The organism is endosymbiont of Acanthamoeba sp. UWC8 (assembly GCF_000730245.1).
Taxonomy (GTDB): domain Bacteria; phylum Pseudomonadota; class Alphaproteobacteria; order Rickettsiales; family Midichloriaceae; genus Jidaibacter.
In genome coordinates, this window is the sequence record NZ_CP004403.1 from 960386 (window position 1) to 974867 (window position 14482).

Consider the following 14482-nt stretch of genomic DNA (forward strand, 5'->3'; position numbering starts at 1 on the left):
TTATAAAAAACCAGCCCTTTTGTAACTGAGGTCAGTATACTTGTTTATCTAAAAAAATCTATAAATTTAAGGGCATCATATCAATAAATAAAGTTGATTGCAAAAACTCTTTACAAATAAGCTAAAAACTGCTCTAAAGTTATTTGCGGTACTATAAGGGAATAGATAAATGGTTGATATTTTAGATGAAGCTATACAAGACATAAAAGAAGAAAGAGTTGAGCGTCTTTTCTTCAAATATGCTAAAGTATTTATAATGTTGATAGTAGCTTTTTTGATCGGTAGTATCAGTTACTACGGATGGAAAACTTTTAAAGAAAACAAAATATACGCGTTAGGAGGCGAGTACCTAATGGGAATGTATAGGATGCAATCCAAAGATTTCGAAAAAGGCGCCGATATTATGGAAAGGCTTGCAGCCGGTGATATCTCTTATTCTGCGCTTGCCGGATTAAACTATGCATCATTTTTATCTATAAAACAGCAGTTTACCAAAGCAGGGCAAATTTATAAAATGATTGGGGATAACACGGATTTTGATCCTCTATTTCGGGAGTTTGCCAAATTAATGCAAATCTCAATGCGCTTAAACGCCAAAGAGCTTGATGCGCGTCAAGGGATTGAGGAGTATGAAAATTATATTAAAAACAATTTAATATTTAAAGCTTCTGCGATTGAACAACAAGCTGTTCTTTATCTTTCACTGGGAGAGAAGGAAAAAGCTAAAGGAATGTTAAACACGGTTATCACAAGCGCTGATGCACCGAGTATGATGAAAAGAAGAGCTGAGGAGCTGTTGGTTTTAACTTCACTCTAAACGGATAGAAAACATAAAAAGCTTATGGATAATGAATTAAAAATTATTTTGGATAAGGCTCCCACTGAGCAAGATTTGGAATTTCTTTCCGAGGGACTTGATAAAGATACTTTTAATAAAATTGGTATTGAGAAGTTGGAAGAGAATATTGCTCTCTTTATTAAGGATGAGACGGGCAATATGTATGGCGGATTAAGCATGATTTTATATTTGGGTTGTATTTATATTCGTGATGTATTCGTGGCAGAGATTATCAGAAATAGGGGATTTGCAACTCGGTTAATACATAAAGCGGAAGCGATCGCCAAAGAAAATAATTGCGGTTTTCTGGCGCTTCATACTCATCAGTGGCAAGCCAGAGGGTTATATGAAAAACTCGGGTTCAAGCTTAAATATATTGAATCGGGTTATAAGCTCAACTCAGAATTATACTATATGGTAAAAATTATTAATCCCGATTGCGGATATAATTTTAAAATAAGTTAAGTTATATATTATATAAAAGTTTACCCTATGTCATGCTGCACAGGGAGCATAGTTAAACTATAAAAAATTAAACTAAGTTTGCGTATAAATGACCTAGTCATTTATAAAGCGCACGCGCCATAAATGGCCGCAAGGCGCGTGCTTCTACTATTTTTATTATCTGATTTTTCAGTTACAGGCTATATAGTCATATTAAACCTAACTTATTGTATTTGGATAAACGCATTAGATATTCAACTTATCTTACCATAAAAACAAAGCAAGAGCGCCTTCTTTCTTGCGCCGTAATTTAACTTGTTTTACTATCATCTAATAAAAACAGCGATTCCTATGTCAGTACCAATAATCGGCAATGCTTTTATCGGAATAGCCATTCCTGAGCATATTACTGACTTAATTACCGCCTTATATAATAATGATTTAAAAAATATAAAGTATATTAAACCATCTAATTTGCATATTACCCTTAAGTTCTTAGGCAAATCGGATGAGCGGAAAATTATACTTATAAAAGAAGCTTTAAACTATATTAGGTTTCCTCACTTTGATATTATCCTTAATAAGGCGGTATTTTGGAACCCTAATATAGTTGTGGTGGAAGTAGAGTTAAATCCATATTTAAATACAATTAAACATGAGCTTGATGAAATACTCTTCCGGCATGCTTTGTTTGATATTGATAAAAGACCATTTAAACCCCATATCACAATTGCACGCACAAAAGCAAAATTTAATAAAATTGAACTTAACAACCTTTTAACCACTTATAAGGCAATCAATAATAAAAAGTTTCAATCTAATCAGATTCATTTATACCAATCATTAAGGATTGAAGGGAAGCAAAGTGACTATATAAAATTATTTACCGTTTAATCAAATAAAATAGAAATTTACGCTGGCCATTTTAAAATTAAAGTTATATTTATAAAATGAATGTTAACTTTTAATAAGGGTTTGTTTATGCAAGTATCAATTATAGGAAAACATTTAGATATCGGTGATTCTCTACGGGAGTATATAGAAAAAAGTATTACCGGGAATGTAACTAAATATTTTGATTCGGCAATAAGCGCTCATGTTGCAATCGCAAAAGAAGGGCATCACTTTAAAAATCATTTATTCAAAACTGAGATTATTGTCAATGAAGGCACGGGAAATAAAGTATTAATAAAAGGCGAAGGCTTAGAAGCGGATGTTTATCAAAGCTTTGACGATGCAGTAAGAAGAATGGAAAAACAACTGCGACGTTATAAATCAAAGGTTAAGAACCACCATAATATAAGGCCTGAGAAGGAGTTCGCAGCAACTAAATACATAATCTCTCCTTCTACTGAGGAAGATGAGGTCGAAGAAACTTCCGAGGCTCCCGTTATAATAGCTGAAAAAGCAACCAGCATACAAAGCTTAAGTGTGAGCGATGCAGTTATGAGAATGGATTTGATGAATCTTCCCGCTCTATTATTTATTAATAGTGGAACCAATAAGCTAAATCTGGTATACTATCGCAGCGACGGGAATATTTCCTGGGTAGATACTAACGTTTCAGCTTAAAAATTATTATAAATGTCAGAAAATATAAAAAAAACTTAATCGGTTTGGATAAAGTAGAGCTCGCTGCAGCAATTAAAGAGCTTGGCGAGTCTTCTTTTCGTGCGAAACAAATTTGGCAATGGATATACCGCATAGGTATTGCCGATTTTAATCATATGACTAATCTCCCCGCTTCCTTAAGAGAGAAGCTTAATGAGTCATATACTTTAGAGCGTGCACAAGTTTCTAGAGAACTGATTTCTTTTGATGAAACTAGAAAGTGGTTATTAAAATTTTCTGATAGTAATGAAATAGAAGCTGTTTTTATTCCTGAAAAAACCAGAGGTACTTTATGTGTTTCCTCACAAGTCGGATGCACATTAAACTGCAGCTTTTGCCATACGGGAACGCAAAATTTAGTTAGAAACTTAACTGCGGGAGAAATTGTTGCGCAGATTCTACATGCTAAGGACTCTTTATCAGATTGGAATTTTAAAGAAGAGAACAGAAAACTTACCAATATTGTTATGATGGGAATGGGTGAACCGTTACTTAATTATGATAATGTGGCAAAAGCATTAAAGATTGTTATGGATCCTGACGGGCTTGGGATATCAAAAAGAAAAATTACTCTTTCCACTTCAGGAATTATTCCCCTAATTGAAAAATGCGGTGATGAGCTTGGGGTTAACCTTGCAATTTCCTTACATGCGGTGAGAGATGATTTGAGAAATATATTGGTTCCTATCAATAAAAAGTATCCTATAAAAGATTTACTTAATGCTTGTAGAAAATATGCTCCCACACAAAACAGTTTTAGGAAAGTAACATTTGAATATGTCATGCTTAAAGGAATAAACGATAGTAAACAAGATGCAAAAGAATTAGTACGGTTAATTGAAGGGATTCCGGCGAAAATCAACATAATTCCGTTTAATAAATGGCCTGGCACCGAATACCAATGCTCCGACAAGAAAACAATTCATGAATTTGCTCAAGTTGTGGAGGCAGCTGGTTATATGTCCCCCGTAAGAAGACCGAGAGGGCAGGATATTTTAGCTGCATGCGGGCAATTAAAATCAGAAAGTATAAAATTAAGGAAATCCTCCACTTAAAATAGCATAAAGAATAATAATGAAGAGTGAGTAAATTGGAATTATTTTTATTTTATTTCTATTCCGATTATCATACCGGTAATAATTTTATAAAAATGGGTTATATAAAATGGAAAAAGCTGAATAGGAGAATGTATATAGCCGAGTGGCTAGTATTTATTCACTTATTAATTCAAAGTAATAAAGCTCTGTCTTATGGACTTTTCTTTTTTATTCCTTTATTTATGCTTCAGGCTTTAAGAATAAAAAAGCAGAACCGGATTAATACTGAAGCAAACTTATTTAGTAAAAAAATTTTAGGAAACAATGCGTTATGATTTTCATTGAAACCATATCTTCTAACCTTTTATCAATACCATTAATGTTTTTTATTTTAGGGATTCTAGCCGGAGTAGTAAAATCCGACCTCTCAATACCTGAAAGCATCGGTAATTATTTAACTATATACCTTATGCTCGCAATAGGCTTTAAAGGCGGGGTAACTATTGCCGAAGCGAATTCAGTGGATAATAATATGTGGATTTTGATATCTTTGAGCTTAATACTAGGCTTTATCCAACCTTATATCGGCCACATATTATTGCAGATTACCACAAAAATAGATATTCCTACCTCTGCTGCGATTGCTGCACACTATGGCTCGATTAGCGTGGTTACCTTTATCACTGCTTCTGCATTTCTAAAATCGAATCAAATTGAATATGCCGGCTATATTGTAGCTATCATGGCGTTAATGGAAGCACCCGCAATATTATCCGGGCTACATATTGCTCACAGATATGCCCCTTCTAGTTTTACGAACACCAATTCAGCTTCCTCTCATCCGATGCACAAAATTTTTACTAATGGCGCTATCGTGCTTCTTTTGGGCTCTTTTGTTATAGGTTGGCAAGGAGGGGCAGGCGGAATGGAAAAAATGGAAGGTTTTATAGTCACTCCTTTTCAAGGTATGCTATCTTTATTTCTTCTGGATATGGGTTTAACGGTGGCAAAAGAATTAGGGTACTTGCGTAAATTTACCCTTCCCTTATTTTTATTCGGTATTTATATGCCGCTCATTGGAGCAGCAATCGGGCTAAGTGTTAGTATGCTGCTAAACCTTGATTTAGGTACCGGTATGCTGTTCATGACGCTTTGTGCCAGTGCTTCATATATTGCCGTTCCCGCCGTAATGCGCCATGCACTCCCACAAGCTAAAGCTGCGCTTTACATACCGATCTCACTTGCCATCACCTTCCCTTTTAATATCATTATCGGGATACCGCTCTATTATGCGGTTGCGAGTAGGTTTTTGGGCTAGGTGCACACTACCCAACATGTAAATATGAATGATAAGCAAAATCAATTTTGTAATATGAGGGAAGAGTAAGCGCGTGCACTTTATAAATGACTATGTCATTTATACGCAAAACTTGGTTTAATTTTTTATAGTTCAACTATGCTCCCTATATGCAGGTATTCAATTTGATTTACTATAAATATTACTTAATAAGCAATGGACTTTAAAAAAGAAAATTGTAATAATCTTATTATAGTATTGTTTTATAATTAGTTTTAATGCATAAACCAAAAGTTGTTGCTATTGTTTTACTGCTTCTTGCAGGGTGCAGTTGCAAATCTTCTCATATGGAAGAAATGAAGGTAGTTGAAATAACTGATGAATATAAGGATTGTAGCGGCCTACTTTACTCCATAAAAGAAGCTGAGCATTTAGTAAATTATGCAAACAAACGCTATAAGTTCCCGCAGGTGTTTATGTCATCTCCCGTATGTATTCCCGTTGTTCAAGTAGACTCGCTAAAAAATAAACTAATTTTACAAGATAGGCTTGATTATCTTAACTCTTTATTTGAAGCAAAAGGCTGCAATTTACCTACTAAAAACAAAGAAGAAAAAAATAATGATGACGGTGCTTTAAGTAAAGTAATATATACGAATTTAATTCCAAACAAATAGACAAAAATTAAATTATATACATGACCTTCTTGCCGCTTCCAGGTCTTCTTTAGTATCCACTCCGATCGGAATTGAATCAACAACACTTACGCTTATCGAAAGCCCATTTTCCAATGCTCTCAGCTGTTCAAGTCTTTCCCTCTTTTCTAAAGGTGAAGGCGGGAAGTTAACATATTGTTCCAGTGCTTCTTTTTTATAACCGTAAATGCCGATATGATGATATAAATCCCCCTCTCCCCAAGGGCAGGCACTTCTGGTAAAATATAAAGCTCTCATATTAAACCCGATAACCGCTTTCACAACATTAGGATTGTTTTTTTCTTCTTCATCGGTAATTTTAGCTGCAGCAGTTGCTATATCAGCTTTTGAGCTAATTAAATCGTCATTTATTTTAATTATTAACTCAGGTGAAACCGTAGGTAAGTCTCCTTGTAAGTTAATTATAAACTCATGTTTTAGATTTAATTGCTTGTAAGCAGCATAAACTCTGTCACTCCCGCTGGAAAGATTCGGGTCCGTCATTGCTGCGTTAAAATTATGTGCTTTAACCAGATCAAAAATCTGTTGGTCACCGCAGGCTACCAATACCTCCCCTACTCCGGATTTTTGCGCTTGTTCAGCAACTCTTATTATCATAGGCTTGCCGGCGATATCAAGCAACGGTTTGTTCGGTAATCTTGTGGAAGCTAAACGCGCCGGAATAATAACTATAGAGTTTTTGCTCATTATTTTACTGTCCCCGAAGGTTGTACTAAGTTATCAACTATTGCTTTATAGTTAGCAATATCTTGCGCACCTATAATACCACTACCCGGCTTGGTAAGCAATGCCTCGGAAAGAATTTTTAGTACATTTGAATATGCGGTATTTTGTGGCATACGACCTTTAAAGTTTTTATATAATTCTGCAAGCAAATCCTTTCTCTCCGTTATGATATAGGAGACAGCCTGCTTTAATACTCTTTTTACTTCTTTTTCGGAAAGCGGATCATTTTTATTTATTATTGAATATAAATAGGGTTCGGAATAGTTGTTAAATTCGTTCCAATATTGTAAATCCCAATATATATCAGCTTTTATATCATCGGCTCTTTGTGAATAGTCATTCTTAAGATCATCAAGAGCTTGATTATAATTGCGGGTTAAATATAAAGCTTCAGCCTTAATATATTTTCTTTCAACTAATGCATTTACCATAGGAAAATCTTTATCACCCAATGCTAAAATTTCTAAAGCTAATTCAGGTTTCAGATTATTTATATCTATCTTAGCCAACTTATTAATTGCCTCTTCCCTTTCTAAACCCGTTAATCTGTTTAAAACCTGGTAATTCAAAATTGCCGCCGCTCTATCCAGTAAATCAAGCCTTATTAAGCTGTCAATAAACTTAGATATTATCTTATCTCCGGTATCTCCAAGCGGAATTAAATCCTTAAATTCATAAAAGATTCCTAAAACTTCCAACGGAGCCATTTTTTCATCTCCGCTATTAAGGAAAAATTTAATAAATGTTTCACTCATATTACGTTGAACTACCATAGTATTATTCGAGTTCGGGTAATATTTAGCAATTTTATTCCATGTTTTTAATGCTTCTATATATTTATCATTTTTATTATAAAGATTCCCTAAGTAGTCCAATATATTTATTTCGACCTGATCTCCGCGCCAAATATAAGTCAACTTATCAAGCTCATCAATTGCTTCTTCAGGATTTATCTTTGAATGGTCAAGTTGATATTTTACTTTCTCAAATCTGCACAAAGTTCGATTCAATGTATCAAATACATTTGCAATACATTCATCTAAATATGGATTAGCCACTTTTTCCTGATTTTGTGAGAGATAGTATTTTGCGGTAATATAATTTAATCTATTCTTTAAATGCTCGCTTATACCTTTAGTATCGAGAGCTGAATTTACAATTTGCTCAGCTACCTTAAATTGCTTGTTTGCCACTTTATTATCAATTGTAATTATAGCTAATTCCGTAATTATATTGGGAGTATACCCTGATAAAAAATTAAGCGATATATTTTCGAATAAGCTGCCCACCCGGTTACTTAATATATAGTCTTTAGTGTTACCTGAAGCATAAGCAATAATTGACTGCCAAAATCTTATTTCATCTCTAAAATTAATAGGTATGTCGGTAGTATCTATAGACTTAACTACTATAAAAGCATCATCATATCTTTTATTCATGAAATTTATGATTACTTCTAATAACTTAAATTTATAGCTATACGAATAATCATAATTACTTTGCTTAATAATTTTGAGCATAAGATTAGCTTCTTTATAAAGGTCATTTGCTAAATAAAGTAAGGCGAGCTTAGTATAAGCCGCTGCATTTTCGTCTTTATTTAACCCACCTAACCCATGCATTAATTTATAATTTTCATAATTAAAATTTGCATCTTTAACCATATAAGGGCGTAAATTTATAATACCTTTCTCATGACTGGTTAATCCGGATAATTTATCAATAAGCAGAGGCTTAATAACTTTTGATTTCGGCGGAATAACTTTTGCTGAGAGCGTCGTAATATCATCAGAGCTAATATATAACACATCACCGTTTGCACTATAAGCTACTTCATCGGAAATTTTCCGTATAGCAATTCCTTGAATTGATTTAAATATATTAAAATCAACAAATCTTCTTTCCTTAGATACTTGCTTAAAGCTTTTCATAGGCACTATTAATAAGTTATCCCCAACAAACGGGTCAATAAAATCTATAGCATTAATGCTTTCAGCTACCTCTATTTCAACCCTGGAAAAAGGAAGCTCATTGGGTTTACTTACCACATTTATATCGGGATTCGACTGAGATATATTTTCACTTATCTCAAAAATCCAATTTCCATCATTATTGGTAAGTTTTATTTGCGGAGTTTTCGTGAATATTGTAAACAGATCTACTACTAAAAAAGTATTATTTTGATCTAACTCTTGTTGACTTAAAGATTTGATCCAATAATTATCTTTATTAAACGTAGAATTATTATTCTCTAATCCAAATTCATCATAATTATATTTTTTATATTCATCGAATATTATCCAAAGCTTATTCCCTCTTATGTAGGCTGCTACTGCCGAATCCTTTTTAAAGGGAATTTCTATTGTTGCTTTAAATGGCTGTTGCTTAACTGAGATATAGCGGGAATCATTATCTTTCCCCTCTTGTGCTAACGTGTTGGAAGATTCCTGACTTTGAGCTTTTACTTCCAAAGCAAAAGTTAGTAAAAGTAATATAGCAATTATTTTGCTCAATTTAAACACAAGCTACGCTGCTAAACAATTATTCTGTAAATATGTTACTAAATAATTTAGATAAAATAAATTAGTATTTGAGATAAAGGTTATCTCCCTGAAATTCATATGATTTGAATTTATTTAAAAAAGACATGCCAAGCAGAGGGATAGTTTCATCATAATCACTAACACTTAGTATAAAATTATTTAATTTAAAATCAGCTAATCCAATTTCCCTAACTATCGCATTAGCTGTTCTTATCACTCCATTTGCCGTATAAGCAGTATATATAAATTTCAAGTCTTCGGTATTAATTCCGATTTCTTGAGCTAAGTTTTTAGAAATTGAAACGTTGGTTGCACCTGTATCAACCATAAACCTAACTGTTTTACCGTTTAAATTAAGATATAAGTAAAAATGCCCGTTATCAGCTTTTTTAACTACCATCCGCCCCCCACTGCCGACTGCATATCCGGGTATAAGCTCAGCAGCCATTTTTTCTTTAACTTCAAATGCTACATTTTTAAAAGTATAAATAAGCCCGAAAAATACAAATATAGCAACCCAATAAAGGGAATACTTTAATAAGGGAATATTCTTATATCTTTTTGCAGCAATAAAAGAAGCTATTATTAGCATTAAAACTAAAATACTTCTTACTATTTCTACTTTCTCATGCTGCATACATTTTATTTCTCGGTTAAGTAAAATTATATCTTACTCTATCTGCTCTTTTGAGGCAATCGCTGAGATTTCGTTGTTTTCTCAGTAAAGCTCTCTTTCCGTATATGGTTATAATATATAAGCTTATTTACTTACTATAAAAGAAGCTACTTCTTTAAAAATATACTCTTTAATAATTAATAAAGGGTTAACAACCAATAATTAAAAAATGGCGCATTCGGCGGGATTCGAACCCGCGACCTTTGCCTTCGGAGGGCAACACTCTATCCAGCTGAGCTACGAATGCTTAGAAACTTTTTAAGAAATAAATTGAACATCCAGTATTTCATAATATTTTAATCCTTTAGGAGTATAAACCTCTACTGTTTCTCCCTTATCTCTACCCAATAATGCTTTAGCTACCGGCGAAGAAAATGAAATAGCTCCTTTTGAAATATCAGCTTCAATATCACTTACGATTCTGTATATCATCTCTTCTTCGGTATCTTCATCAACTAAAGTCACGGTGGCACCGAAAACTACTTTATCACCGCTTAAAGACTTAATATCAATAATTTCCGCTCTTGATAACTTACTTTCCAAATCAGCAAGCTTTGCTTCAATAAACCCCTGCTTCTCTCTTGCCGCACTGTATTCCGCATTTTCAGATAAATCACCGTGCGCTCTCGCTTCAGCAATTGCAACAATTATGGCAGGCCGCTCAACGGACTTTAGCTTAGTTAATTCTTGGTTTAACTTTTCATATCCTTCAGGCGTAATTGGAAACTTATCCGACATAACTAACTCTTTATACTTAATTCAACGCAACCATTTTATATTTATAAATGATAAAATGCAAGATCAGTAAACTTATATTGCATAAAGTATGAGTAATTTTATATTATCTAGTAACACAAAGTCTTTTACTATCATGGTTGCTGCCTCTCTCACGCTCTTTCTCAGCACGTCCAGCTTTATTATCTTTTTGTTCTATGTCCTCTTTTTCTTCCCTTGCTCTTTTTATTCTTGAGACAAAACCGGGTTTTTCATTTTCATCCATTAGTTGTAAAAATTTAATACTAGGATCCCATTCTACAGCTTGCGAAGCATTAAATATATAATGTGCCGTAGAATTAAAGCCTTGTGCATTTCGCCTAATATTGTGCTTTTCTAACAATCTTTCACGAATTTCATTTTTTTTATTGGAGGCTCTTTGATTTTCTTCAATAATTCTTTGACTTTCTTCTCTTTCTTCCTGGTCTTTTTTTAGGATGAGATTAGTGAGGTCTTCTCTCCTGCCAATATATAGCTGAAAGTTTTTCGTATCTATTGATAAATGGTATGCTTCTCTATAAACATAGTGTGTAAATAAACGCTCCGGAAAGCTAAAAGTTGAATCCTTCATATATCTATCTGCTTAACAGTTTAATTAATGTGAAAGTTATATATAGAAGTATTATTAAAGTTTCACTAAGTTTTTTTATAATGCTTTATAAATTATTTCATAATACCAATATTAAAAAGTTTGAGTAAAAAATTTTACCGTTACCTTACTTCATTTTCTATTTACAAATTGAGCAAACAATCATTAATATTGTGTTGATAAAATGTTTTAAATAAAGATTAACTCTTTTAAATTATAAACATTTTCTAAACAGTTGAATATGATGAAGTAGTGTATATAATCACAGTCTTAAAAAATTACTTTGAGGGTTAGTTGCAATGGAAGGGTTTATTTCAGTAAGAGGCGCTAAAGAGCATAACTTAAAGAATGTTAGTGTTGATATCCCAAGAAATCAGTTGGTTGTAATTACCGGAGTTAGCGGCTCGGGTAAATCTTCTCTAGCGTTTGATACCATTTACGCAGAAGGCCAAAGAAGATACGTAGAAAGCTTATCAGCTTACGCAAGGCAGTTTCTCGAACTGCAAAACAAGCCTGATATCGAATCGATAACCGGTCTCTCTCCGGCAATTGCTATTGATCAAAAAACCACTTCAAAAAACCCGCGCTCTACCGTCTCTACCGCAACTGAAATTTACGATTATTTACGTCTGTTATATGCTCGAATTGGGATACCTTATTCTCCTGCAACCGGCAAGCCAATTGAAAAACAAACATCTTCGCAAATGGTTGAAATTGTCAAAGAATTACCTCAAGATTCTAAAATATATATCTTAGCCCCGATAATTAAAGGACAAAAAGGTGAACATAGAAAAGATTTTCTAACCTTTAAAAAACAAGGGTATGATAGATTTAGAGTTGACGGGATACTCTATGAATTTGATGAATTACCGATTCTGGATAAAAATAAAAAACATGATGTTGAGGTAGTAGTTGATAGGCTGGTTATTGATGAAAATTTAGGTAATAGACTGGCAGATAGCATTGAAACAGGACTAAAATTAAGTGAAGGGATTTTATTTGTTGAAGTTGTGTCTATCCCGGAAGGTAAAGAAAGTAACCGTAAACCGGGTGAAGTTATAGTGTTTTCTGAAAAGTTTGCCTGCCCTATTTCAGGTTTTACTTTAACGGAAATTGAACCACGTATTTTCTCTTTTAATAGTCCTTATGGTGCATGCCCGAAATGCGACGGGTTAGGATCGGAAGTATTTTTTGATGCAAGTTTAATTGTACCTCATCCTGAACTTAGCTTGAAAGAAGGTGCTATCGCCCCTTGGCATAAAGTTAATTACAAATTCGGCACCAGCGAAACAAAATTCTATCAACAAACCTTAGAATCAATCGCCAAACATTATGGATTTTCGATGTTTAAGCCTTTCAAGGATTTACCTCCTGAAATTCAGGAAGTTCTCATTTACGGTTCTAAGGAGGAAGAACTAGATTTTATTTATGATGACGGCTTTAGAACTTCTAAAATAACTCAACCTTTTGAGGGGGTTATGCCTTACCTTGAAGAGAGGGTTTTAAGAACCGAGAGTGAATTTATTAGGGAAGATCTTAGAAAATACCAAAGTAGCAAAGCTTGCCGTACTTGTAACGGTTATAGGCTAAAACAAGAATCGTTATGTGTAAAAATCGGGGGCAAAAATATCGGTGAAGTATGTAAACTTACTATCAGCGATGCCATAAAATGGTTTGAAAATCTTGAAAATTTATTAAGCTCTACACACAAGCAAATTGCAGAACGAGCTTTAAAAGAAGTAAGAAGAAGATTAGGGTTTTTATATGATGTAGGCTTGGAATATATTACCCTAAATCGAGAATCGGGAACCTTGTCAGGCGGCGAAAGCCAAAGAATTAGGCTTGCTTCTCAAATCGGCTCCGGGTTAAGTGGTGTACTTTATGTATTGGATGAGCCTTCTATCGGGTTACATCAATGCGATAACGAAAGACTGCTCAGTACTTTGCGCAATTTGCGTGACCTCGGCAATACGGTTATTGTAGTCGAACATGATGAAGATACCATGATGTGTGCTGATTATATAGTCGACGTAGGTTTAGGTGCAGGTATCCACGGCGGTAAAATAATTGCAGCCGGAACCCCGCTTGAGATAGCTCATGCTGAAGAAAGTATTACAGGAAAATATCTTTCAGGCAGAGAGTTTATACCGGTTCCGCAAAATAGGAGGCCTGGGCATCCTAATAAGTTTATTGAGATAACCGGAGCCAGAACTAATAATCTTAACAATATATCGGCTAGCTTTCCGCTCGGTACATTTATTACTGTTACCGGCGTATCTGGAAGCGGCAAATCAAGCTTTACTATTCATACTTTATATAAAGCTGCGGTTAAAAAACTTCATGGAGCTAAAGCAACTCCGGGAGAGCATGATAAAATAACGGGGCTTGAATATATAGATAAGATTATTGAAATCGATCAATCACCTATCGGTAGAACACCAAGATCAAACCCGGCGACTTATACAGGTGCTTTTACCCCGATCAGAGATTGGTTTGCTTCACTTCCGGAAGCTAAAATCAGAGGATATAAGCCGGGCAGGTTTTCTTTCAACGTGAAAGGCGGCCGGTGCGAATCCTGTGAAGGTGACGGGGTTATCAAGATTGAAATGCACTTCTTACCTGATGTATATGTTAAATGCGAAGAATGCCAGGGTGCAAGGTATAATAAAGAGACATTAGAGATTACATATAAAGGAAAGTCTATTGCTGATATACTCAACATGAATGTTGAAGATGCTGCTATATTTTTTGAAAATGTTCCGCTCATTTATGAAAAACTTGCTGCACTTAAAGAAGTCGGGTTAGGTTATATGAGCGTAGGCCAATCGGCAACGACTCTATCAGGCGGAGAAGCACAAAGGGTTAAACTTGCTAAGGAGCTCTCACGCAAGTCTACGGGAAGAACACTTTATATCTTAGATGAACCGACTACGGGATTACATACTCACGATATCAGAAAGCTTTTGGATGTTTTACATAAGCTGGTTGATTCCGGAAATACAGTGCTTGTTATTGAGCATAACTTAGATGTCATTAAAACTGCGGATTACATTATTGATATCGGCCCCTATGGTGGTGATAAGGGTGGTAATGTTGTTGCGGTCGGAACTCCTGAGGAAGTGGTTAAGTGCGAACAAAGCGTTACCGGCAGATATTTAAAACCGTATTTAGTAAACGGTAGAAGCCCTTTAAATGCCAATAATAATATTTAAAGTACTACTATTTTAACCG

General features: G+C 34.3%; 13 protein-coding genes and 1 tRNA gene. 8 read left to right on the forward strand and 6 right to left on the reverse strand.

What is annotated here, in order from left to right:
* Positions 1-169: 169 nt before the first annotated feature.
* The 7 genes from I862_RS04645 to I862_RS04680 all read left to right on the forward strand — a co-directional run bounded on the left by I862_RS04645 (position 170) and on the right by I862_RS04680 (position 5904).
* On the forward strand, positions 170-817 hold the full coding sequence (locus I862_RS04645) for a DUF2659 family protein (protein WP_038539429.1): 648 nt from the start codon (positions 170-172) through the stop codon (positions 815-817).
* Between the two features lie 24 nt (positions 818-841).
* Entirely contained in the window at positions 842-1303 is a 462-nt protein-coding gene (locus I862_RS04650; RefSeq protein WP_038539432.1) for a GNAT family N-acetyltransferase, read from the forward strand.
* Between the two features lie 330 nt (positions 1304-1633).
* A complete protein-coding gene (gene thpR / locus I862_RS04655; RefSeq protein ID WP_038539435.1) occupies positions 1634-2176 on the forward strand; it encodes an RNA 2',3'-cyclic phosphodiesterase in 543 nt (180 codons plus the stop codon).
* Positions 2177-2263: 87 nt separating this feature from the next.
* Positions 2264-2854, forward strand: a complete 591-nt coding sequence (gene hpf, locus I862_RS04660) for a ribosome hibernation-promoting factor, HPF/YfiA family (RefSeq protein ID WP_038541438.1) — start codon at positions 2264-2266, stop codon at positions 2852-2854.
* An 8-nt stretch (positions 2855-2862) separates the two neighbouring features.
* A complete protein-coding gene (gene rlmN, locus I862_RS04665) occupies positions 2863-3948 on the forward strand; it encodes a dual-specificity RNA methyltransferase RlmN (protein ID WP_075260591.1) in 1086 nt (361 codons plus the stop codon).
* A gap of 313 nt (positions 3949-4261) precedes the next feature.
* Positions 4262-5248, forward strand: coding sequence for a sodium-dependent bicarbonate transport family permease (locus tag I862_RS04675; protein ID WP_038539445.1), 987 nt, complete (start codon positions 4262-4264; stop codon positions 5246-5248).
* A gap of 257 nt (positions 5249-5505) precedes the next feature.
* Positions 5506-5904, forward strand: a complete 399-nt coding sequence (locus I862_RS04680; RefSeq protein ID WP_038539449.1) for a hypothetical protein — start codon at positions 5506-5508, stop codon at positions 5902-5904.
* Positions 5905-5916: 12 nt separating this feature from the next.
* Here the strand turns inward: I862_RS04680 and I862_RS04685 are convergent, their stop codons facing one another.
* The 6 genes from I862_RS04685 to I862_RS04710 all read right to left on the reverse strand — a co-directional run bounded on the left by I862_RS04685 (position 5917) and on the right by I862_RS04710 (position 11233).
* Positions 5917-6630, reverse strand: coding sequence for a 3-deoxy-manno-octulosonate cytidylyltransferase (locus I862_RS04685; RefSeq protein ID WP_038539452.1), 714 nt, complete (start codon positions 6628-6630; stop codon positions 5917-5919).
* The gene (locus I862_RS04690) at positions 6630-9191 is read right to left on the reverse strand and encodes a hypothetical protein (protein ID WP_038539455.1); all 2562 of its coding nucleotides are present in this window, start codon (positions 9189-9191) and stop codon (positions 6630-6632) included. Before I862_RS04690 ends, I862_RS04685 begins: the two co-directional genes overlap by 1 nt.
* Before the next feature lie 61 nt (positions 9192-9252).
* Positions 9253-9849: a retropepsin-like aspartic protease family protein gene (locus tag I862_RS04695; RefSeq protein WP_038539458.1), complete on the reverse strand. Its 597-nt coding sequence runs from the start codon at positions 9847-9849 to the stop codon at positions 9253-9255.
* Positions 9850-10058: 209 nt separating this feature from the next.
* Positions 10059-10135: transfer RNA gene (locus tag I862_RS04700), tRNA-Arg, on the reverse strand.
* A gap of 11 nt (positions 10136-10146) precedes the next feature.
* Positions 10147-10626, reverse strand: coding sequence for a transcription elongation factor GreA (greA, locus tag I862_RS04705; RefSeq protein WP_038539462.1), 480 nt, complete (start codon positions 10624-10626; stop codon positions 10147-10149).
* Between the two features lie 103 nt (positions 10627-10729).
* Entirely contained in the window at positions 10730-11233 is a 504-nt protein-coding gene (locus I862_RS04710) for a hypothetical protein (protein ID WP_038539465.1), read from the reverse strand.
* A 317-nt stretch (positions 11234-11550) separates the two neighbouring features.
* Between I862_RS04710 and uvrA the strand changes: the two genes are divergently transcribed.
* Entirely contained in the window at positions 11551-14463 is a 2913-nt protein-coding gene (gene uvrA / locus I862_RS04715; protein ID WP_052646446.1) for an excinuclease ABC subunit UvrA, read from the forward strand.
* Positions 14464-14482 lie beyond the last annotated feature (19 nt).

Excerpts from the sequence above, each read along its gene's own strand:
- I862_RS04645 (WP_038539429.1), top strand. The coding sequence starts at position 170 with ATGGTTGATATTTTAGATGAAGCTATACAAGACATAAAAGAAGAAAGA.
- I862_RS04650 (WP_038539432.1), top strand. The coding sequence starts at position 842 with ATGGATAATGAATTAAAAATTATTTTGGATAAGGCTCCCACTGAGCAA.
- thpR (WP_038539435.1), top strand. The coding sequence starts at position 1,634 with ATGTCAGTACCAATAATCGGCAATGCTTTTATCGGAATAGCCATTCCT.
- hpf (WP_038541438.1), top strand. The coding sequence starts at position 2,264 with ATGCAAGTATCAATTATAGGAAAACATTTAGATATCGGTGATTCTCTA.
- I862_RS04675 (WP_038539445.1), top strand. The coding sequence starts at position 4,262 with ATGATTTTCATTGAAACCATATCTTCTAACCTTTTATCAATACCATTA.
- I862_RS04680 (WP_038539449.1), top strand. The coding sequence starts at position 5,506 with ATGCATAAACCAAAAGTTGTTGCTATTGTTTTACTGCTTCTTGCAGGG.
- I862_RS04685 (WP_038539452.1), bottom strand. The coding sequence starts at position 6,630 with ATGAGCAAAAACTCTATAGTTATTATTCCGGCGCGTTTAGCTTCCACA.
- I862_RS04695 (WP_038539458.1), bottom strand. The coding sequence starts at position 9,849 with ATGCAGCATGAGAAAGTAGAAATAGTAAGAAGTATTTTAGTTTTAATG.
- greA (WP_038539462.1), bottom strand. The coding sequence starts at position 10,626 with ATGTCGGATAAGTTTCCAATTACGCCTGAAGGATATGAAAAGTTAAAC.
- I862_RS04710 (WP_038539465.1), bottom strand. The coding sequence starts at position 11,233 with ATGAAGGATTCAACTTTTAGCTTTCCGGAGCGTTTATTTACACACTAT.
- uvrA (WP_052646446.1), top strand. The coding sequence starts at position 11,551 with ATGGAAGGGTTTATTTCAGTAAGAGGCGCTAAAGAGCATAACTTAAAG.